Here is a 19,692-nt window from a genome sequence, read left to right as displayed (position 1 = left end):
TCTGCGTGCTCTGCCTGCCCGCACGAAGTTATACGCAGGCGGGCGAGAGGTACTTTTTGCGAGACCATCCTATTTCCATTTTTCTAAAAACTGAAGAAGCTCGTCAGGTGGTTGTATCCAGAGGTTCGCCTGTGTTTCACGCAATTCATCTCTAACAAGTACTGTCAGTCCTTTATATTTTAGTTCCCAGAAAGCATCCTCATCCGTAAGATCATCTCCAAGGTAAGCCACTGTCGTATTTGGGGTTACTTCTCGCAGCACTTCTCGAACAGCCCTACCTTTGTCCATTGTTGGTGAGATAAGCTCCAGCCCCCCATCAAATTTCTTAAGTACCAACTCGTGATGCTGGGAAATATTTTCAAGTTTCATTGTTAATTGGTTTTGAAATCTCTCAACATCTTTGGCTTGAATAGTTCGCCAATGAAAAGCAACCGCACCAGGTTTCTCTTCTACCCTGAGCAAAGGCTCTACAGACAAAGCCGCATCAACACCCAAGCTTAAACCCATGTTTTGATTCGGGCTAAGATCAACCAAGGAATAGTCTCCATTGGGGAGCAGGTGCTCATGACCGTGGGTGCCCCATATCTCTACATCCTGTTTCAGGTCAAGTAAAGCTTGCAGTTCGCTAATAGACCTTCCCGTGATAATAACTAGCCGTACTGTGGGATTACTGATGATTGCATCAAGCATACTTTTTATACCTGGATATGGATAGGCCAACTGTGGGTCATCGCAGAAAGGTGCCAATGTTCCATCATAATCCAAGAAGAGCAATTTTGGGCCATCCGAATCCAGCTTTTTATAAAATTTACGCAGGTCTATATCATTGTTTAGTCTCTTCATATAATAATCTTCCAGTAATGGTTTTATTTTAGGTCAATTCTGTGTTTTGTGCCGCTTACCAACGAAAGCATGAGAGTCAAGTATTCACGGATATGCCTTGTGATTAAAAAGTTTTCTCTCGCAAACTTTTTTGCCTTCACACCCATTTCTGATAATTTTTGTGGGTTACCAAGAAGATGTCGAATACGCAAGGCAGCCCCTTCAGGAGAATTAACCAAAAAACCCGTATGATGATTTATCACTTGGAGTCGTATCCCACCAGTATCTCCCCCGATAACTGGTTTTTGCTTCCACATACCCTCAGTAACGGTTAAGCCAAAGCCTTCCCTAATTGATTTCTGAATGACGATGGTAGCCGCTGATTGAAGTGCGTTTATTTGGCGATGAGCATCGTTGGGAAGCTCTAAAATGTGAATATCCGGATCACCATTTGAGGCCAATCTCACTTCCTCTAATACTTCCTCACCTTCAGGATCATCGCTGGCGCCACCCCCTGCAAGAACCAATTGCAGATTGGGTACAAACTTTTTTGCATGCTTCAAAGCCTGAATGACTCCAATGGGGTCCTTAAAGCGATCGAAACGAGAGATCTGCACCAACAAAGGGGCATCCCGGTCGATATTGAACTGATCACAAACTGAAGATATCTCATTGGTATCCAACTCAATATTTTTCTCATTCAATGGATCAATACTGGGAGGAATGAGATAAACAGGATGCGGCATGGGTTGGGCGAAAGCAGCCAGGGAGAATATACTGGCATCATACTGAGCGATATAATTTCGCAAATACTTCCAAACTGGCCTGTTAGGTTTATTTGCATCGATGTGACATCTCCAGATCCATTTTCCCTTTCTGCCTTTAATGTTTTGCAGCAGTGGAGCCGGTTGCGGATCATGTATAAAGACCACATCTGCATCGCGGAGTTTTGCTTCCAGACGACTGGCATTTTCCGTGTTTGTCCTCTCGTAAGCCTGTAGCAAACGCGCTGGTATCTGTACATTATTGCCTTGAATAGCATTGTGGAAATGTTTGGTGCAGCTATAAAAATCAGGATTTCCATTGATAACTTCCCAGCTCGTATCAATTCCCAAATCGTTCATGAGCGGGATCATTTTATCCAATATTTCTGCAACCCCACCCCCGGCTTTGGTGGAATTGACATGCACAACGCGCAACCCTTTAAGCGGTTTGGCTAACTGTTGGAGCTGTTCAATTACATCCAGTCCTGTTATCGGCGCGTAATCAAATATCAAACGATTCATTTTTTATCCTGTATCTGGTTCATTAGGGTTTCACTCAACTGATTGCGTAAATCGGTGAGGGGTGAAAAGTATGGGTCAATATCGGCGATGCCGTTGATGGCATCTTCATATTCATCACCAAATGACATGAGCCAATGGCTGAAATCATCAATTGATTCGGATGTCCTGCGTCGCGCATCGATAAAGTGATAAAAAATACTGCCCAGTGATAGTTCTAACACAAGCGTTTTCATTATCTCAGGTTCAATGACTGTCTGCATGGTTGTAAACACAACAATCTCTGAGCTGATAAATTCAAATTGCTTATCCCGGCTTGCTGTGGGCAAAACATCTAACTCATCTATTCTTTCATCAATAATTTCCAGTAACTCAAATCGCAGATTATCCATGGTTGTAAATGTTGTAGGATCCACCACCCCGAGTTGTTCGGCCATTTTTTTATCATTCAAACTATGAGCGGCCCACGCAGCAAAATCATTATGATATTCCGCATCCTCAAAACGGGGGCGCAGAAGACTGCCCCAGAAATGGTAGTAAATACTTTCCGATTCAATTATTTCAAGATTATCGCGTAGTTCTTTGAGTGTCCGAGCTTTCCTGCCAGTTGCCAGGGCGATAAGCGCACAATCCTTAATTACCAGAGGTTCTTTTTTTTGTACTTTCATAATGTTATAAATTCTGTCCCATAATCGGTTTTTTCTTAGTTTTTGTTTTCTCCAGCCTAAACATACCCATTACCTGTCGTATACTGTATTGGATAACCTGGTGTTGTTGCTCCAGAAGTTTGCTCGTCCCCTATCCCCCTTCACGTCTTTTCTTTTTGCTTATTACAAAACAATATAACAGTATACTAATAATAGCATGCGCTACTATATGTCCACTAATGATTAGTTCACGATATATTACCATGCCACATGCTTAAATGCAAGCACTGTCATTGTGTTTGACTTCCTGTGTGCGAGATTTGTATTTACTGGAGTTTGCACTGATCTGACTGGAAAACGCGAAATTCGGTTGTATATGACTAGATCATACTATATCTGGATTGAAAGTTGACGAAACCGCAAAAAGTTCCTTACGGTTGAAAAATCATCAAATACGCCCTAACTCATTTAATCTTTACCACATAACGCAAATACTTCTATATCCATTAATATCAATACTCTGCACTATTTCGACAGGTGGTTCCTGAGCTTAACCGAAGGGCTCAATACAACGCTCTGCGTGCTCTGCCTGCCCGCACGAAGTTATACGCAGGCGGGCGAGAGGTACTTTTTGCGAGACCATCATAGTTGTGTAATTTAATTTTGTTCTAGATTTGTTTGGCTTTACCATTAACCGAAAACGGACGGTATGACCGTTGAAGACCGATTTATTCCGACATAAGCAGTCAGAAATTGGAATAACAAGTCAAAGAGTACTGCTTTATAAAATATACGGGCTACTTACGTTGCTATTTATTTAGCCAGATTTTTAATCCTGCCATTATCATATCAATAGAATAAGTCCCCAGGATCAAGGCGGTTACTTTACCTGAAACAGCGATGTATTGCTCAATCAGGGACTCTCGTTTTCTGGCAATAACATCAAATAGCTTCTTCAGAAGAACGATGATAGTGATTGATATGGTTACACTCACTACAACCGCAAGAATAGCCATCTTTAACTCGAGTCTTTCACCAGCCATTATACTCACGCCAATGGTTCCGGGGCCAACCATGATTGGCATAGCGATATTTGTACTTAGATGTTTTGAATCGGCTCGCAAACTGTCCATTGCAGATTCGCTGTTGAATACAAATTTTAAAGCAATAATGAGAAATATAATCCCACCAAATATTTGAAAGGAAGCCATTTCAGCTTGCAGTACAGTTCTAAATATATAATCACCCACTGCTGCAAATAGAGAAAATACAGTTATAGAAATCAGGCCTGATGAAAACATTAACCTTGCAAAATATCTGTCACTTTTATTTCTCATGATGTCAGTGAGATAAACAACCAACAGAAACGGGTTCAAAAGCATCAACATCAATATTATTACATTAACAAATGTATTCATCATCCCCTCCAGGGGGTCCTAACGTTTTTGTTGGGGTAATGTTCACTTTAAGATAACCACACTTACTTACCAGCCTTTGTGTGGCCTGGATTGTCCAGCTTGAAAGCACCAGCTTCGCTTGGCTGGCGCACATTTCCCCTTTTTACATCATCAAATGAAAATTGCGCAGGTATTGAGGATCTAATTCATACGCATCATATTTTTCAAATTTATTATAACTAATTTGGTTCTTTAATTTAACAACATATTTTTCTCTAAGTTCACAGTATTTATCAAGAGTCTTAATTATTTCATAAGGATTATTTGTCGATGCTCTTCTTGCCCTGAATCGGACATATGCTCCTCCTCTGGCTAATATTTTAAAATAATCTTCGATTGATTCAGAAATAGTAGAATATTTTTTTACATACATATGTTTCCCGTCTCGGGTTCCTTTAGTTTGAATTCTCTGTTCATTTTTATTAAAAGACCAAACACCAAAAAGATTTCTTCCTTGAAGAAAAAAGCGAGATGTTCCCCAGCCACTTTCTATAGAAGCTTGAGCCAAAATAATGCTTGTTGGGTGCGTTAATAAACGGTTTTTCAAGTCTTCTACATCCTTGGCACTGTATGTTTTAATTAATTCATCTATGTGTTCTTGTTCTTTTGCCGTCTTTGTTTCCTTCTTAGAAATAACTTTTACTTTCTCGAGTAATTGAGAATATTTATATTTAGCAATTAGAATCCCAGGCAGTATTAAATCAATAAATTTTTTCTTTTTTTTCCAGAACAGTTAACTCATTTAGAGAAATCACATTTGTATAGTCAATTGGTTTTACAAATTTCGCATCTATTTTTACTATATCATCAACAGATTTTATTTGTTTTTGAATTATCCTAGGGTTTCCACTTGGAGTGCTATCTTTTTTTATGTTTGCATCCTGAGATATCTTTTCGATAGGTTTATTCGTTGATTGGTTTTTTTGTTTTTTTGTTTTTCCCTCACAATTAACAAGAAAACTACTACTTATGAGTAATACGATAATCCATTTAATAATATTTTTCATATTTAATCCATTCACGTATAACGCCCATCATCGACAGCAAAAAGCAACGCGACGAGGAACGGGGAGCGACGCTTTTTGATGTCCGAGTGCATGCGATTGTTAGGCTATTTCATTTAAACCTCGAAATGGCAGATCTCACCGCCTTACCGAGTGAATTCCACGAAAGCTCAACTCCAGATTTAAGATCTTCCCAGGATTCTTCGCTGGCTTCTTTGAGTTCGCTAAATTCCTTCTGCGTTGCATCCCATATAAAATGCATCTCCTCGATTTGCCTACAGTACTCAAACTAAATATTAACTTCCATTCACGCTTTTTACTGTGGCTTTTTGTCCAATTCTGATCAACCTTTCGGCCTCATAGAAATCATATATGCTACAACTCTCACCTGATATTTCTATTAAAATATCAGGTGGATTTACATCAAGGGCCATGGCAACTATTTTGTCGCTCATCATTTCGTAAGATTTACTCATAATATCAAAAGAGCTTAAGCTAACCTCATCTGTAGAAGATATATCCATGTTTAATTGCTTTTGAATTTTCCTTAGTGCTTTCTGATAATATGAAGAGTCTTTATCCTTAGAATTATCATGTTTGTCTTTTACTTTAATTAAAGGAACGTTAGCATTAACATCAACTGCAATTAAAATATCATTCTTAATTCGTTTTGCACAATTGATTGGAATATTATTTACCACTCCACCATCTACAAGTATGGATCCCTTGTATTTGACTGGCGTTAAGACATTTGGTATTGCAACAGACGCCCTCATTGCGTCATAAAGACTGCCCTTTGTGAAAAGAACTTCTTTTTTGTTTGTTAAATCAGTAGCTGTTGCAGAATAATTAATTTCCATATCCTCAATTCTCAAATCTGGTATAAATTCTTTCAGCGCTTCAAAGACCTTGTTCCCCTTAAGAAAACCTTGCTTACCAACCGTAAAATCAAGCAGTTTAAACACATCCATTTTATCGAGTGATGTTATCCAACTCTTGTACTCCTTAAGTTTTCCAGCAGCATATACCCCACCAACCACTGCGCCCATAGAGGTCCCTGTTATAGAGTGAATATTATAGCCCTGCTTTTCCAGTTCTTCAATTACCCCAATATGTGCGATTCCTCTCGCTCCTCCGCCAGACAGTACTAATGATACATTTTTTTTCATGTTATTCTCTTTCATCGAATGATATTTAGTGCTCTTTCTTGAATTAAACCAGTCTTATGTTAAGCATGAGATGTGCAAAAAGTCGCGGGGATTTTTTTCGATAACAAGGCAAATATTGACGGCCTCGCAAAAAGTCTAACCGCGAGGTCGCATAGTATTGGTATTTATAGACATAGTCAATATTATACTATCTGGTTATTATTATTGATGTACGTGCATATTGCATGATTTTCCAACCGTAAGGAACTTTTTGCGGTGGCGTCATACTTGCTTTGAAGATCTTTTCTTCCATCTTTTAAAGTAGCTAATTATTTTAGATACTCAGATTTAGCATCTGCTTTCATTCCTTCTGTTTTTGCCTCTACCTCTTTTTTGCTGTTGCTTTTTTTGTGCCAGGCTTTGTTGATGGTGTAGGTTTATCTTTTTCATCATTCTTGGCGGGAACAATTTCCTGTTCCCCTTCACTTTTAAATTTATGCAGTAGCCCGACGACAGCTTCCTTCTTGCCCAGGAGAACAATTTTATCGTTTACTTCGATGCGAGTATCCCCCCCTGGAATCAAAGCGTTGCCCATGCGTATGATCATGCCAGCCAGAATATCCTCTGGGAATCCCATCTCACTGACGGTCCTGTACAAAAAGGGAGATGATTCCTCAACGGTGACGTATTCAATCGAGCCCCCCGCCTCATCAAGAGCCTCCTTGAATTCACGAAAGTGACTCAATGATAAGGTCTGTTCCTCATATTCTGCTTTTATTCCGGCGAGTTGTTGTTCTTTCTCTGCCAACTTATGATGCATGTCAAATAAAAGCTTGAGCTGTTCATCAATTTCGTTGGGAATCCCCTCCACCTTACTTTCGCTGGCATAGTCATAATATGCGCTCCCCAGACCAGTAAATGTTACACCAATAGCTGCCCGTAACTCATCTACTTCAGCCTGAAGTTGGCTTACTTCAGAAACCTCGACCTGTGTTTTCGTCAGCGCTGCAACAGCTGCAGCTCCACCCCTCATTTTTTTCCATAGTTTCATTTTCTCTCCGTCCTAAACAGTCCAAATATTTTTTCTTCAATGGCAACTCAAGATTATTTCATCAAGTTGTCCAGCTAAAAGTACGTCCCTTGTATAAAATGCACATTTTATACCAATTCGGTACCATTTTATATGCCATAATCTATAATTCTTAAGCTTACTCGTTGAAAGCAAACACTGGCACATAATTATTACCAGGTCTGGCCTAATTACTTCTTTGGCTTACCTTGCTGCAGGGTTATGTTTTTCGATGATACCAATATTTAATAATATTACTGTCATAAATAATGGTGGATATAATTAATTTTCAATGGCTTGATTGTTCGAGCTTCTGAATCTAGCAAGACAATCTTCCTTGGTTAATTCTGGAATAATTGTCCGAGCTCCGTGAGCATGTATTGGAATGAGTATTTAATTTTTAAAAAACTGGAAACGATCTTGATTATAAATATCACTTTAATTTTATTGCTACTTAGTTTTCCTTTACAGGCAAAAGAAATAGCTCAGTATGACAGCCTGGAAATCAGAAACAAATTATTTTTCGTTCAGGGTTCTGATACTCCATACAGTGGGTCCGTAGAAAACCTTACAGAGCATCACAAGAAGTTTGATGGCTACATTCTGGCGGGAGAAAAAGACGGGGTTTGGACATACTACCATGCGAATAGCACATTAGTGAAAAAAAAGGGGAAGTTTAAAGAAAATCTCAAACATGGGGAGTGGATTTACTTCGGAGAGGGTGGTTCAATTACGGAAAATGGGTTTTTCAGATTCGGTAAAAAGGACAGCATCTGGACAAGCTGGCAAATAAGTATTCAGAGATCCTCTACCTCGAGCTACTCTGAGGGGCTAAAAAGTGGCTCTTGGATAACTTATCATGATAATGGCAGGGAAAGAATGGCCGGAAATTTCTTGCACGGAAAAAAAGAAGGGATCTGGAAAGAGTGGACTTCTGAGGGATGTGAAGTATCGCGGACCAGCTATAAGAATGGAATCTTACAGGGAGTCCAAACCTACTGGTACAAGAATGGACAGAAGAAAAAAATATGCGCCTATATAGCTGGCAAGCTCGATGGTGCCTGGAAAACCTGGTATCCCAGCGGCAAAATAAAGGAAGAAAAAGCCTATCGAATGGGTAACATAGTAGGGTTTTATAGCACTTGGTGGGAAAATGGTTCACCTAAAGTCGCAGGAGCATATAAGGCTGGAAAAAAAGTTGGTTTATGGACCCGCATTGGGGAAAATGGGGTCATGCTGAAAAAAACCAGGTTTAATGATTGATTCTACTTCGGTTTTTTACCCAGATATCGATAACTGGTTCTGCTAAGCTGAAGCAGCTTGCAAGCTCTACGCTCACTTACCATATAAGTTTTTCGCAAATAATCCACGAGAACACGCTTCTGCCCAGGTTTGATCTGTAGACCCTGTAGGATATCCAGTAGCATCGCTTTATCAAGGGATAGCAAAGCAATGGATTTTTGCTGGGACTTCAACTCTACTTTTTGTTTGACAAGTTGATCACCACAGTCATTTATGTTGCTGTAATCTCTTTTCCATCGGTAATAAGTCGATTCACTTATTCCATGCAGTTCGGCAACTTTTCGCACAGATAATTCAGGACTTCTATCGGCAAATATTTTTGCCATTTTGTCAGGAGAGTATTTTCTTTTCCTCATGCTTTCACTTTCCTTGAATGATAATTTTGTTTCCAATCGACCAATTTAAGAAATAATCTGTCATTTATTTCGGTACTGCTTTGATACATTATCCTTGTTTTTTTACTCATAATGCAGTATTACCGTTAGATAATACAAATTAACCAGGTCCAAATCAAGGGACAGAGAGAAGGAACAACATGAAAAAAACGCTATTCGTCTTTATTGTTTTAATTGGAGTGCTTGCTATCAGTGTAAGCGCCCAGACCGAAAAAGGAATTGAAGTATTGAAAGTCTCTATCTGTACGGATGTGATTGAGCGAGAAGCTGTGGGTGTAGATACAGTATTCAGTGCTTCAGCAGAAAAGCTTTACTGCCATACTACCTTCGCAAATGGGGACACTAGCAGACACATTACTCATGTCTGGAAATATGAAGGCGAAGAAGTGTTCCGCAAAGAGCTGAACATTAAAAAGTCTGGCAAGTGGCGTACATGGACCAGTAAAAAGGTGAATAGTGAGCTTCGCGGTGCCTGGAAGGTCAGAATTATTAATGAAGATGGTGATGCACTTGCCACAAAGTCATTCATCGTAAAGTAGGTCATGTATGTACCAAGTCATATGGCAGGATACTGGCAAAATTGAATTTCAATTAAGTGGTACCATCACTGATGATGAGTTCATCCAGGTCATCCACCAACTAGAGTCATTATGCACCCAGAATTATGCTATTCATGTATTATTTGATGCTCAGACTTTAGAATCCTATGCTCTAAAAATTATGCTGACTAACTATGACTTTTATAAGAAATACAGTACCCACTTAAAGCGTCTGGCCATTGTATCGGATTCCAGCTTTAACGAAATAATATTGAACTTATTCAACCGATTTCTTGAAGTAGAAATTCAACACTTTGAACCTGAAAATGTTGAGGCCGCTAGAAGCTGGATATTTCCATCCAAGCTACCTTGATAGTTGTCAGGCTTGATTGCTTTCAGCAACAAAAAAGGGTTGATCGAATGGTCAACCCTTTTTATACCAACCTATCCAAACAAGTCCACATCAAAGGGACTATTGACCAGCAGCGTAGTTGGTAATTCTTCAAGGAGCGTATTCATCTTGCGAATATAGGCCACTTCCCCACCTTGATCAGGTAAATTGAACCCAAGTATAACCAAATCGCTATTCGCAGATTCTTTAACAATAATATCCTTAATGGTTCTATCGAGTAACTCCTCATCTGTGGTATTGATCTGGTCGGAAATTCGTTGTTTAATTTCAGTTTCTTCTTCTGACTCCTCATCAAGCTCACCAAGCTCTTCACCTTGCTGTTCCAGGTCCTCATCGTTGGCATACTCCTGATCATCGTTTGAAACAAAAGCTGATTTGATAGCATCTTTTATTTTCAAGAGGCCATCCTTTCCTGTCAGTTTGTCTACAAGGTCTGATTGGTGCTCTATCCTCCCAATCAATTCAGGATCAGGATAGTAGACATCTATGCTGGCCTCAATCCGTGATTTTTCAACCAGTTCTTCCAGCAATAAGCGCGTTTCCTGTACCTTGTCCCTCAGCACGACTGACTTCAAATGAATCTCAGCATCTTCCCATTCATCACTGGTGGCCAGGAGATGAGCCAGTAATAAACTAAAACTCCCATTATCCTGAGTTGGATCCCACCAGATAACCAGATGCTTCTTATTCATCATCGTATACCGCTTGCTGATGGAGAGAAACAGGAGGCTCATATTTAATTTCCGATATAATCGCAATAACTTAAAGAGCTGGCGCATTTCATTGTTCTGGAACAGCATCCATTTACTACCAGTGTCACTCCACTCCAGCATGATCGTGTTTTGTTTATATTGTCCAATGCCGTGAACCTGAGCGGACATTAATTGTCCCATCAACATATTGTCGGTTATGGCAACATTGGCAAAACCTGATATTTCCTCTTCTTTAAGAAATTTCTTGAAAGCTTTCATCTCTTCAGCAGCATCGCTGATATCTTCCTGATCCTGTTCCAATAAATTAATAAAGGTTATAAACCCTCGGCGTTTAGCCAAGGAATTAGCAACATGAGCAAGTTGTCTCCTCGCAGCGTTATTCTTTGAAAAGAGTAGAATATTAGGTCGCCAGTTTTGGGGATGTTCGAGATGATTATCCAGCTGCTTTAATGAAAACTGGATAACCGAACTCCAGATCCCTCGCCGGACATCTCCCCAATTCTTTTTCATCTGAGATTTTTTAATCATAATATAAAGAGCCAGAACGAAGCCAAAGCCCAGGATACATGCCCACACATTAATGATAAACATAACGGCAATCGTTCCCAGGGCTCCCATAAATGAAAATGCCCAATGAATCTTAAATGTTGGCCGATAGCTGGGACGATCGATCAAACCCTCGATAAAGGAAATCAGGTTAATAGAACCATAAGTAATCAAAAAGAACATGGTCAGAATAGGAGCGATTGCATTCAAATCACCAATCGCAATCACCCCTGCGGCAAAAACAAAAGTGATGAGTGTGGCTATGACCGGTTCATTCATTTCTCCTCGACCCTTTTTGAGAATTTTTAAGAGAATCCCATCACTGGAAAGGGCCTGCATGGTACGAGGTGCGGCCAATAAGTTTGCTATAGCAGAAGAAAGGGTGGCGCCCCAGATACCTGCATAGATCAGCGGACTCCAACGAGAAAGCTGGATCATAATAGCGTTGTTTGAGGTCAGCTCAGAGGGGGAAGCAGTAGCTGAAAGCCAAATAGCAATTGCCAGGTAGATGACTGAACCCACTCCCACTGCTAATAAGGTTCCGGTCGGGATGCTTCTTTGGGGATTCTTGAGATCACCACTCATGCTCACCCCTGACAAAATGCCCGTTACCGCAGGAAAGAATACAGCAAATACAGCCCAGAACCCATATCCTGTTCCATAATTAGAAGCCAGGGAAACCGTTGTCAGATCAGGTGATTTACCAGAGAAGAAGGATATGATGGATAAAATGACGACCCCAAATATGACATATTGGATCTTGACCACAATATTAGAACTAACCAATGCAATCGAAGTGAGAATGACAAGGGCAAGGATACCCACAAAAAGTTGATTCGCATCTGGATACAGGGAAATAACGGATTCAGAAAAACCAACAATGTAGAGCCCAATACCAATTGTTTGAGCAATGTAGAGCGGAATTCCAACCCCTCCACCAGCCTCAGCGCCAAACGAGCGAGAGATCATGAAGTAAGCACCCCCGCCTTTAACTTTCATGTTGGTGGCGATGGCACTCATGGAAAGGGCCGTGAATAAAGTGATACTCTGGGCAATAAGCATAATAATAATGGTGTTGAATAAGCCGGCATTACCAACGACCCAGCCCATCCGTAGGTACATGATCACACCTAGAATCGTTAAAATATTGGGTACAAAAACGCCCCCAAAAGTACCAAAACCTTTCTGCTCTTGTTCACTCATCTGACAATTCCCTATTGCTTAAAAGACACATTCAATTATTTCATAATAAATACTTTTAATACCTTCAATATCAATATCTAGTAGCGTATATTGTAATCTTGTAGTCCGTTGGGTGGCAGTGAAATATCTACAGGATAAATAAGATTTCAATCTCTGCCTTAAGCGGTACATATTATTGATTATTAAGGAATTAAGTCTCACGCAATGATCTCAATCCTATCTCTTCTACTCATCAGAACACTTTCATTAGTGGTGACCCGGGTTGCTGCCATCGCCTTGACGATCACCGGCTTGTCCAGTGAACTGGATCAACGGATAAAGGGGCTTCACGGAGAAATAGCCCACCGTGAAGCAGTCGAAGAAATTAAAACCCAACCTGAAATTTGAGTTATTCACATCATGCCAAAATTTGATTCTCAAACGTTAGTCAACCTGTTTCATATTTGGAAAACCTGGTTTATAGACAATGTGTTCATCATACAAAATCTGGTTCAACTATTCATAATTTTCATTCTTCTGGGTGCAAGTATCCTGATTAGCCGACAGGTGCGCCCCCTCTTCCTGGACAAGACCAAAAATATTCCTCCATCCCAACAATTATTCACCAATTTCCTCAATGCTCTGGTTGAACAGGTCACAGCAACTCATCTGACAGTACTCCTGGGAATCTCCAGCCTCATTTATAGTGAGTTTGGGACGACGCCCATACTAATAAATCTGGTACTAACTCTCCTTGTTGTGTGGATAACCATTAAGCTGGTCACCTCTGTTGTGTTGGATCATTTTTGGGCGCTCACTGTCTCTATTGCCGCATGGATTATAGCAGCTTTGAGCATTCTTGATGTACTGGAACCCATGCTGAACTTTCTAGACCAAATGGGATTCACATTCGGTACAATCCGAATAACTATTTTATCCATGGTTAAGGCGGGTCTATTTTTGCTGGTCGCTTTACGTGCAGGGAGCTGGTTCAGCAAGTATCTAAGCAAACAAATCGGGAAGATTCCTGGTCTCACCCCCTCGGCTTCAGTTCTGATCAGCAAGACTGTTAGTGGCGTAGTCTATTTTAGCATTGGCGTGGTAGTACTCAATAGCATTGGCGTTAATTTTACTGCTCTTACCGTATTTGGAGGTGCGCTGGGGGTTGGTATCGGATTTGGATTACAAAAGGTGGCTTCAAATTTATTGAGCGGGATCATTTTGCTTAGTGATCATTCAATAAAACCGGGTGATGTCATCCAAATCGGGAATGTCTATGGCTGGGTTACACGCATGAAAGCCCGTTACATCAGTGTGGATACCCGGGATGGCCATGAACATCTCATACCAAATGAAGACCTGATCACGCAACAGGTGATCAACTGGTCTTACTCAAATACACGTATTCGTCTAAAAATCCCTTTCGGAGTTGCCTATAGTTCCGATCCTCACCAGGTTGCTAAATTGGTGCTTCAGGCCATTAAGGGAATGCCGCGAATCATAAAGACCCCTCCACCGCTGTGTTTACTCACTGGGTTTGGAGATAGTTCTATTGATTTTGCCTTGAGCATCTGGATTCGTGACCCCAAGAATGGCATTGGAAACATTAAAAGTGAAGTCCTTTTTAAAATTTGGGATACTCTAAAGTCCAACAATATCGAAATTCCGTTTCCCCAACACGATATTCATATTAAACACGCTGCAGGGGATCAATGATTCCAAGGTCTAACCCCAATTACAGTTCAATATGCGCGGTATTCGTCTTCGCGAGCAACGCGCGGCGAACTCTGAAGCCTACCATAATTCTGGAGATTGCTACGTCCCAAAGGGACTGGCAATGACAACTCTACCAGACAGATCGAACTGAAAATGGTATAACCCCAGTAGGTTTGCTCACAATAAGCAGGGGTGGTAAACGAAAAGTAATCAACGAATTAACCGAGTTATGTGCGGAAACTCACAAAACCGTGACCATTTGCAAAGGGTTATGTGATGCTGGGTTCTGCTAAGAAGCAGATGAATTAAGTGGACCAGGACAGACGTCGCAATCCTCATCTACACCGATAGTTCTACTCTTTTTAGGGGCTACGACAGGCTCCTTGCGACGATCATCAATAAAATGAAATATTGTGAGAATGGGGTGCCTTAAGGCCATTCTTGGGCCAGCAAACCGCATCACCTTTTTAACTTCATCTTTCATAGCGGGTTTATAACAATGGATCGGACAGTTTTTACACGAAGTCTTACCTTCCTGATAAGGACAGAAATGGAGTCGGTCCAGGGCGTAGTTTTGAATCACCGAACACGTTTCACAATCAGAGACTTTCAACTGATGGTGATGACCACAATAGATTCCAACCATGACCTTGATGGTTTCTGCTTCACGGTTCATTCTGTTGCTAAATATTGACATCATAACCCTTATTTTCATCTACGATAATAAAGGATAATATTTATCATTAATCCAGCTTTTTTGTTAATCGTTGAAGAAAGCAGCTAAAGTTTTTCAGGCATGAATATTCCCTCCCCCGGGAAAGACAGGGCCGGCCCTTCTGGATTAAGGAGGGGTTCTTCCATGCATTTGGCTTTGTTATCACTCATGAGATTTCGGATCCGTCCAGGAACCCCCTCCAGCCCTAAGGGCTACCCCCCCGAGGAGAGGACCATCCCATGGAATTAAGGTGATTTGCATGTAAAACAATTTGTGAAATTGGCGAAATTGGCGGTTACTATTTTTTTAATAACTGATTTTGAGGTTGCACATCCCTCATTAAAGTTGACATTAGGCTTTAATGAAAACACCCGCCATCCTGCTTCTGGAAAACGGACTCCACTTTAAAGGATTTTCTTTTGGCGCTACCGGCACCACCGGTGGAGAGGTTTGCTTTAATACCAGCATGACCGGCTACCAGGAGATCCTGACGGATCCATCCTACCGTGGTCAAATGGTGACCATGACCAGCCCTCAAATTGGAAATTACGGGGTAAACCCTGAAGATATTGAAAGTGCCCGGATCCAGGTCCAGGGTTTTATTGTTAAGGATGCCAGCCCTATTCCATCCAATTACCGATCCACCCAAAGTTTAGCTGAATATCTAGACCAGGCTGGGATCGTGGGAATCCAGGGAATTGATACACGTGCCTTAACACGTATTCTGCGGAATGAGGGAGCCATGAACGCAATCATCAGCAGTGAGTCTCTTGACCACCAGGCGCTGCAAGCAAAATTGGATCAGATTCCACCCATGACGGGTCAAGATCTGGTCAAACAGGTAACGTGTTCAAGTATCTGGAGTTGGCCTGGGGAATCAGCCTCAAAATCCTATCGGGTGGTTGCCCTGGATTTTGGGATCAAATACAATATTCTCCGACAACTGGCAGAGCACCATTGCAACATCACCATTGTTCCGGCAAATACTCCAGTTGATGATATTCTGGCATTAGACCCTGACGGTATCTTTCTTTCAAATGGTCCGGGTGACCCCGAGCCCGTTGATTATGCCATAGAAACAGTTACAAATCTGGTTGGCAAGCTCCCGATCTTCGGAATCTGTCTGGGACATCAAATCCTCTCTCTGGCTCTGGGGGCAAAAACCTACAAGCTTAAATTCGGTCATCGTGGTGGCAATCATCCGGTAAAGAATAAACTCAACGACAAGGTTGAGATCACCAGTCAGAACCATGGTTTTGCCGTCGACCCGACCTCTCTACCAGCGACCCTGGAGATCACCCATGTAAATCTAAATGACAATACCCTGGAAGGGGTGCGCTGTAATCAGAGCCCGGCCTTCTCGGTCCAGTATCACCCGGAAGCCAGTCCCGGTCCCCATGACTCCCGTTATTTATTCAAAGAATTCACCGATATGATGAAAGGTGCTCTTGATTAAGCCAAGGCTCTCATTGACTGGCAAAATTATATCTAAGAAAGACTATTACTCCTGTTTTTCACTTCGCGTATTTTCGCGTAATTCGCGGTTTAATAAATAGACTCATGGATGCCCATGCCAAAAAGAACTGATCTTCGTTCGATCATGATCCTGGGGGCGGGTCCCATTGTGATCGGCCAAGCTTGCGAATTTGATTATTCCGGGACCCAGGCTTGTCGAGCTCTGCGGGAGGAGGGATATCGCATTATCCTGGTGAATTCCAACCCTGCTACCATCATGACGGATCGCGATCTGGCCGATGCCACCTACCTTGAGCCGCTGACCCCAACCATCGTTGCATCCATCATCAAAAAAGAACGTCCAGATGCCATCCTACCTACTGTTGGCGGACAAACCGCCTTGGATCTGGCCATCAAGCTGGATGAGCAGGGGGTTCTAAGCCAATTTGAAGTCGAACTCATCGGAGCTGATGTGGATGCCATCAAGAAGGCCGAAGATCGGGAAAAATTCAAGTCCATCATGGATACAGTGGGTATCGATACAGCCAAAGGCGGGTTTGCCCATAGCGTTCCCTCGGCCTTGAGCATTGTTGAGACTACTGGCTTCCCAGCTATCATTAGACCCTCTTTCACCATGGGAGGCACCGGTGGCGCAACCGCCTACAATCATGAAGAATTCCGGGAAATGGTAGAAAATGGATTATCTGCCAGCCCTATCTCGGAAGTCCTTATTGAAGAATCATTACTGGGCTGGAAGGAATTTGAGATGGAGGTTGTTCGTGACCAAAACGACAACGCCATCATCGTCTGTTCCATTGAAAATATTGATCCCATGGGGGTGCATACTGGAGATTCGGTTACCGTTGCCCCCGCCATGACCCTCACAGACAAAGAATATCAAAAAATGCGTAACTGGTCGTTGCAATGTCTGCGAGTCATTGGAGTTGAGACAGGTGGCTCCAATGTTCAGTTTGCGGTTGATCCTATTTCTGGAAGAATGATCGTCATAGAGATGAATCCGCGAGTTAGCCGCTCTTCAGCTCTGGCATCCAAAGCCACCGGCTTCCCTATTGCAAAGATTGCTGCCAAACTGGCAGTGGGCTATCATCTGGATGAACTGCCCAATGAGATCACCGGAAAGACCCTGGCTGCTTTCGAACCCAGCATTGACTACATCGTAACCAAAGTTCCCCGCTTTGATTTTGAGAAATTCCCCACTGCCGACGGTATTCTGGGTGTTCAGATGCAATCGGTGGGAGAAGTCATGGCAATTGGTCGGACCTTCAAAGAAAGCCTTCAAAAAGCGTTTCGCTCTCTGGAAACCGGCTTGATTGGCCTGGAGCCCAAAACTACTGCTGGTCGTGATCTTGATCTCAACAAGATGCGCTTTGCTACGGCTTTCCGTTTAGTAAAGATCTGGAAAGCTTTTGAAGAAGGCGTAGATCTGGACACTTTGCATCAGATCACCGGGATTGATCCCTGGTTTCTGTATCAGATCCAGGAACTTGCTCTCGACCCTGCTCCTCAACTGGTTACTGAAAGCATCTTGGAATACAAGCGGCGGGGCTATTCTGACATACAGATCGCCAACCGTCTTGAGAAAACTGAATCCGAGATCCGCGAATTTCGTAAGTCACAAAGCATCCTGCCAACTTTCAAGGAAGTCGATACCTGCGCTGCAGAATTTCCCGCTCGCACTTCCTACGTGTATTCTACTTATGAAACTGAGAATGAGGTCACTCCCTTATCCGGCAAAAAGATGATGATCCTGGGGGGTGGACCCAACCGCATTGGACAGGGTCTCGAGTTTGATTACTGTTGTGTTCAGGCGGTGTTTGGGCTGAAAGAACTTGGTTACAAAACCATTATGGTGAATTGTAATCCGGAAACGGTTTCAACCGATTTTGATATTTCCGATCGGCTCTACTTTGAACCATTGACCTTCGAAAATGTGATGAATATTGTGGATCTTGAACAACCGGATGGGGTTCTGATCCAATTTGGCGGCCAGACACCCCTCAATATTGCCAATCGTCTACAGGAGGCAGGTGTACGGATCATTGGAACTGATCCAGCCGCCATTGATCTGGCCGAAAACCGTAAGAAGTTTGGTGCAATCCTTGATGAGTTGCAGATTCCAGCCCCGGCTTATGGAACGGTTTTTTCAATTGAAGAAGCTATTGCTGTTGCCAACCAAATTGGTTATCCCGTGCTGGTGCGACCTTCATACGTCCTGGGAGGACGTGGAATGGAGATTGTCTATACAGAAAATTCTCTAAAGCAGTTTATGGCGCAAGCCACCCTGATTAGCGGAGATCATCCTATCCTCATTGATGCATTCCTGGAAGATGCCTTCGAGTTTGATGTGGATGCACTCTGTGATGGTGAAACGGTTCATATCGGTGGTATCCTGCAGCATATTGAAGAAGCCGGTATTCACTCAGGCGATTCAGCCTGCGTTATCCCACCCTACCGTTTGCTTCCTGCCCATCGAAAACTAATTGAAAAATATACTCAGGATCTGGCCCGGACGCTTAAAACTATCGGTTTGATCAACATCCAATTTGCCTTGAAAAACAATATTATTTATGTGCTGGAAGTAAACCCGCGAGCCAGCCGAACCGTCCCCTTTATCAGCAAGGTTACTGATGTGCCGCTGGCAAAATATGCTGTACAACTGGCAGCAGGCAAAAAGCTTTGTGATCTTGACCTGGTTCGGGAAAAACACGCGCTGATCGCTGTAAAAAAGCCAGTTTTTCCGTTCAATAAATTCCCAAAACAGAATGTTTTTCTTTCCCCCGAGATGAGATCAACCGGAGAGGTCATTGGACTGGATAGTCGTCTGGGAGCGGCCTATGCAAAAGCAGAGATCGGTGCCGGAAATTTACTGCCCACCCAGGGAACTGTCTTTATTTCCGTCAATGATCGAGACAAACAACAGATCATAGATATTGCTCGCGATCTCCAGGAGATGGGCTTCAATTTAATGGCCACTCACGGAACAGCTGCAACATTGCGAGAGAACGGTTTATTGATTCGAAGTATCTATAAAGTAAATGAAGGCAGACCGCATGTAGTGGATCATATCAAGAATGGTGAGATTCACTTGGTGATCAATACCCCTATGGGTGAGTTGGCACGCGAGGATGAATATGCCATTGGCCGGGCTGCCATCCGTCATAAGATCCCAGTGATCACAACCCTGTCAGGTGCAAAAGCTGCCATACGAGGCATCCGGCGTTTAACCCTGGATGATCTGTCGGTTACCAGTCTTCAGGATATTTTTT

Annotated in this window: 18 protein-coding genes; 7 read left to right on the top strand and 11 right to left on the bottom strand. The window is 42.3% G+C overall.

Annotated elements, in window-relative coordinates:
• Positions 1–69: 69 nt before the first annotated feature.
• From otsB to U9Q77_04170, 8 genes are all read right to left on the bottom strand, one after another.
• Positions 70–843: a trehalose-phosphatase gene (gene otsB, locus U9Q77_04205; GenBank protein MEA3286560.1), complete on the bottom strand. Its 774-nt coding sequence runs from the start codon at positions 841–843 to the stop codon at positions 70–72.
• A 23-nt stretch (positions 844–866) separates the two neighbouring features.
• Entirely contained in the window at positions 867–2,108 is a 1,242-nt protein-coding gene (locus tag U9Q77_04200) for a glycosyltransferase (protein ID MEA3286559.1), read from the bottom strand.
• Positions 2,105–2,773 carry a DUF5752 family protein gene (locus U9Q77_04195; GenBank protein ID MEA3286558.1) on the bottom strand — a complete coding sequence of 223 codons (669 nt, stop codon included), beginning with the start codon at positions 2,771–2,773 and terminating at the stop codon, positions 2,105–2,107. The genes U9Q77_04200 and U9Q77_04195 overlap by 4 nt, the downstream gene beginning before the upstream one ends.
• 788 nt (positions 2,774–3,561) lie before the next feature.
• Positions 3,562–4,173, bottom strand: a complete 612-nt coding sequence (locus U9Q77_04190; protein MEA3286557.1) for a MarC family protein — start codon at positions 4,171–4,173, stop codon at positions 3,562–3,564.
• Between the two features lie 139 nt (positions 4,174–4,312).
• Positions 4,313–4,756: a glucosaminidase domain-containing protein gene (locus U9Q77_04185; GenBank protein MEA3286556.1), complete on the bottom strand. Its 444-nt coding sequence runs from the start codon at positions 4,754–4,756 to the stop codon at positions 4,313–4,315.
• Positions 4,757–4,910: 154 nt separating this feature from the next.
• On the bottom strand, positions 4,911–5,216 hold the full coding sequence (locus U9Q77_04180) for a hypothetical protein (GenBank protein MEA3286555.1): 306 nt from the start codon (positions 5,214–5,216) through the stop codon (positions 4,911–4,913).
• A 293-nt stretch (positions 5,217–5,509) separates the two neighbouring features.
• Positions 5,510–6,382 carry a patatin-like phospholipase family protein gene (locus tag U9Q77_04175; GenBank protein ID MEA3286554.1) on the bottom strand — a complete coding sequence of 291 codons (873 nt, stop codon included), beginning with the start codon at positions 6,380–6,382 and terminating at the stop codon, positions 5,510–5,512.
• Between the two features lie 361 nt (positions 6,383–6,743).
• On the bottom strand, positions 6,744–7,412 hold the full coding sequence (locus tag U9Q77_04170) for a TrkA C-terminal domain-containing protein (protein MEA3286553.1): 669 nt from the start codon (positions 7,410–7,412) through the stop codon (positions 6,744–6,746).
• A gap of 438 nt (positions 7,413–7,850) precedes the next feature.
• On the opposite strand from U9Q77_04170, the gene U9Q77_04165 reads away from it, so the two are divergent.
• Positions 7,851–8,693: a toxin-antitoxin system YwqK family antitoxin gene (locus tag U9Q77_04165; protein MEA3286552.1), complete on the top strand. Its 843-nt coding sequence runs from the start codon at positions 7,851–7,853 to the stop codon at positions 8,691–8,693.
• A 2-nt stretch (positions 8,694–8,695) separates the two neighbouring features.
• Here the strand turns inward: U9Q77_04165 and U9Q77_04160 are convergent, their stop codons facing one another.
• Entirely contained in the window at positions 8,696–9,088 is a 393-nt protein-coding gene (locus tag U9Q77_04160; protein ID MEA3286551.1) for a transposase, read from the bottom strand.
• A gap of 179 nt (positions 9,089–9,267) precedes the next feature.
• On the opposite strand from U9Q77_04160, the gene U9Q77_04155 reads away from it, so the two are divergent.
• Positions 9,268–9,666: a DUF2914 domain-containing protein gene (locus tag U9Q77_04155; protein MEA3286550.1), complete on the top strand. Its 399-nt coding sequence runs from the start codon at positions 9,268–9,270 to the stop codon at positions 9,664–9,666.
• A 7-nt stretch (positions 9,667–9,673) separates the two neighbouring features.
• Positions 9,674–10,039 carry an STAS/SEC14 domain-containing protein gene (locus U9Q77_04150; protein ID MEA3286549.1) on the top strand — a complete coding sequence of 122 codons (366 nt, stop codon included), beginning with the start codon at positions 9,674–9,676 and terminating at the stop codon, positions 10,037–10,039.
• Between the two features lie 71 nt (positions 10,040–10,110).
• On the opposite strand, the gene U9Q77_04145 is transcribed toward U9Q77_04150, so the two are convergent.
• Positions 10,111–12,540 carry a Na-K-Cl cotransporter gene (locus tag U9Q77_04145; protein MEA3286548.1) on the bottom strand — a complete coding sequence of 810 codons (2,430 nt, stop codon included), beginning with the start codon at positions 12,538–12,540 and terminating at the stop codon, positions 10,111–10,113.
• A 204-nt stretch (positions 12,541–12,744) separates the two neighbouring features.
• Between U9Q77_04145 and U9Q77_04140 the strand changes: the two genes are divergently transcribed.
• Both U9Q77_04140 and U9Q77_04135 read left to right on the top strand, forming a co-directional pair.
• On the top strand, positions 12,745–12,927 hold the full coding sequence (locus U9Q77_04140) for a hypothetical protein (protein MEA3286547.1): 183 nt from the start codon (positions 12,745–12,747) through the stop codon (positions 12,925–12,927).
• Positions 12,928–12,939: 12 nt separating this feature from the next.
• A complete protein-coding gene (locus tag U9Q77_04135) occupies positions 12,940–14,235 on the top strand; it encodes a mechanosensitive ion channel (protein ID MEA3286546.1) in 1,296 nt (431 codons plus the stop codon).
• A gap of 289 nt (positions 14,236–14,524) precedes the next feature.
• Here U9Q77_04135 and U9Q77_04130 read toward each other — a convergent pair whose 3' ends face one another.
• Positions 14,525–14,935: a nitrous oxide-stimulated promoter family protein gene (locus tag U9Q77_04130; GenBank protein MEA3286545.1), complete on the bottom strand. Its 411-nt coding sequence runs from the start codon at positions 14,933–14,935 to the stop codon at positions 14,525–14,527.
• 376 nt (positions 14,936–15,311) lie between these two features.
• Here U9Q77_04130 and carA point away from each other — a divergent pair, with 376 nt between their 5' ends.
• Together carA and carB are read left to right on the top strand one after the other, a co-directional pair.
• Positions 15,312–16,406: a glutamine-hydrolyzing carbamoyl-phosphate synthase small subunit gene (gene carA, locus U9Q77_04125; GenBank protein ID MEA3286544.1), complete on the top strand. Its 1,095-nt coding sequence runs from the start codon at positions 15,312–15,314 to the stop codon at positions 16,404–16,406.
• Positions 16,407–16,520: 114 nt separating this feature from the next.
• Positions 16,521–19,692: carbamoyl-phosphate synthase large subunit (carB, locus tag U9Q77_04120; protein ID MEA3286543.1), on the top strand; the 3,172-nt coding region annotated here is incomplete at its 3' end.

The organism is Candidatus Neomarinimicrobiota bacterium, from assembly GCA_034716895.1.
Classification (GTDB): Bacteria; Fidelibacterota; UBA8477; order UBA8477; family JABMPR01; genus JABMPR01.
Note: the sequence above shows the minus strand (reverse complement) of the source record. Positions and strands in the feature narration are given on the sequence as shown.

Bases quoted from the DNA above. Each gene is read 5' to 3' on its own strand.
- U9Q77_04200 (MEA3286559.1), bottom strand. From the start codon at position 2,108: ATGAATCGTTTGATATTTGATTACGCGCCGATAACAGGACTGGATGTA.
- U9Q77_04170 (MEA3286553.1), bottom strand. From the start codon at position 7,412: ATGAAACTATGGAAAAAAATGAGGGGTGGAGCTGCAGCTGTTGCAGCG.
- U9Q77_04160 (MEA3286551.1), bottom strand. From the start codon at position 9,088: ATGAGGAAAAGAAAATACTCTCCTGACAAAATGGCAAAAATATTTGCC.
- U9Q77_04180 (MEA3286555.1), bottom strand. From the start codon at position 5,216: ATGAAAAATATTATTAAATGGATTATCGTATTACTCATAAGTAGTAGT.
- U9Q77_04130 (MEA3286545.1), bottom strand. From the start codon at position 14,935: ATGATGTCAATATTTAGCAACAGAATGAACCGTGAAGCAGAAACCATC.
- otsB (MEA3286560.1), bottom strand. From the start codon at position 843: ATGAAGAGACTAAACAATGATATAGACCTGCGTAAATTTTATAAAAAG.
- U9Q77_04155 (MEA3286550.1), top strand. From the start codon at position 9,268: ATGAAAAAAACGCTATTCGTCTTTATTGTTTTAATTGGAGTGCTTGCT.
- U9Q77_04140 (MEA3286547.1), top strand. From the start codon at position 12,745: ATGATCTCAATCCTATCTCTTCTACTCATCAGAACACTTTCATTAGTG.
- U9Q77_04175 (MEA3286554.1), bottom strand. From the start codon at position 6,382: ATGAAAAAAAATGTATCATTAGTACTGTCTGGCGGAGGAGCGAGAGGA.
- carA (MEA3286544.1), top strand. From the start codon at position 15,312: ATGAAAACACCCGCCATCCTGCTTCTGGAAAACGGACTCCACTTTAAA.
- U9Q77_04190 (MEA3286557.1), bottom strand. From the start codon at position 4,173: ATGATGAATACATTTGTTAATGTAATAATATTGATGTTGATGCTTTTG.
- U9Q77_04150 (MEA3286549.1), top strand. From the start codon at position 9,674: ATGTACCAAGTCATATGGCAGGATACTGGCAAAATTGAATTTCAATTA.
- U9Q77_04145 (MEA3286548.1), bottom strand. From the start codon at position 12,540: ATGAGTGAACAAGAGCAGAAAGGTTTTGGTACTTTTGGGGGCGTTTTT.
- U9Q77_04135 (MEA3286546.1), top strand. From the start codon at position 12,940: ATGCCAAAATTTGATTCTCAAACGTTAGTCAACCTGTTTCATATTTGG.
- U9Q77_04195 (MEA3286558.1), bottom strand. From the start codon at position 2,773: ATGAAAGTACAAAAAAAAGAACCTCTGGTAATTAAGGATTGTGCGCTT.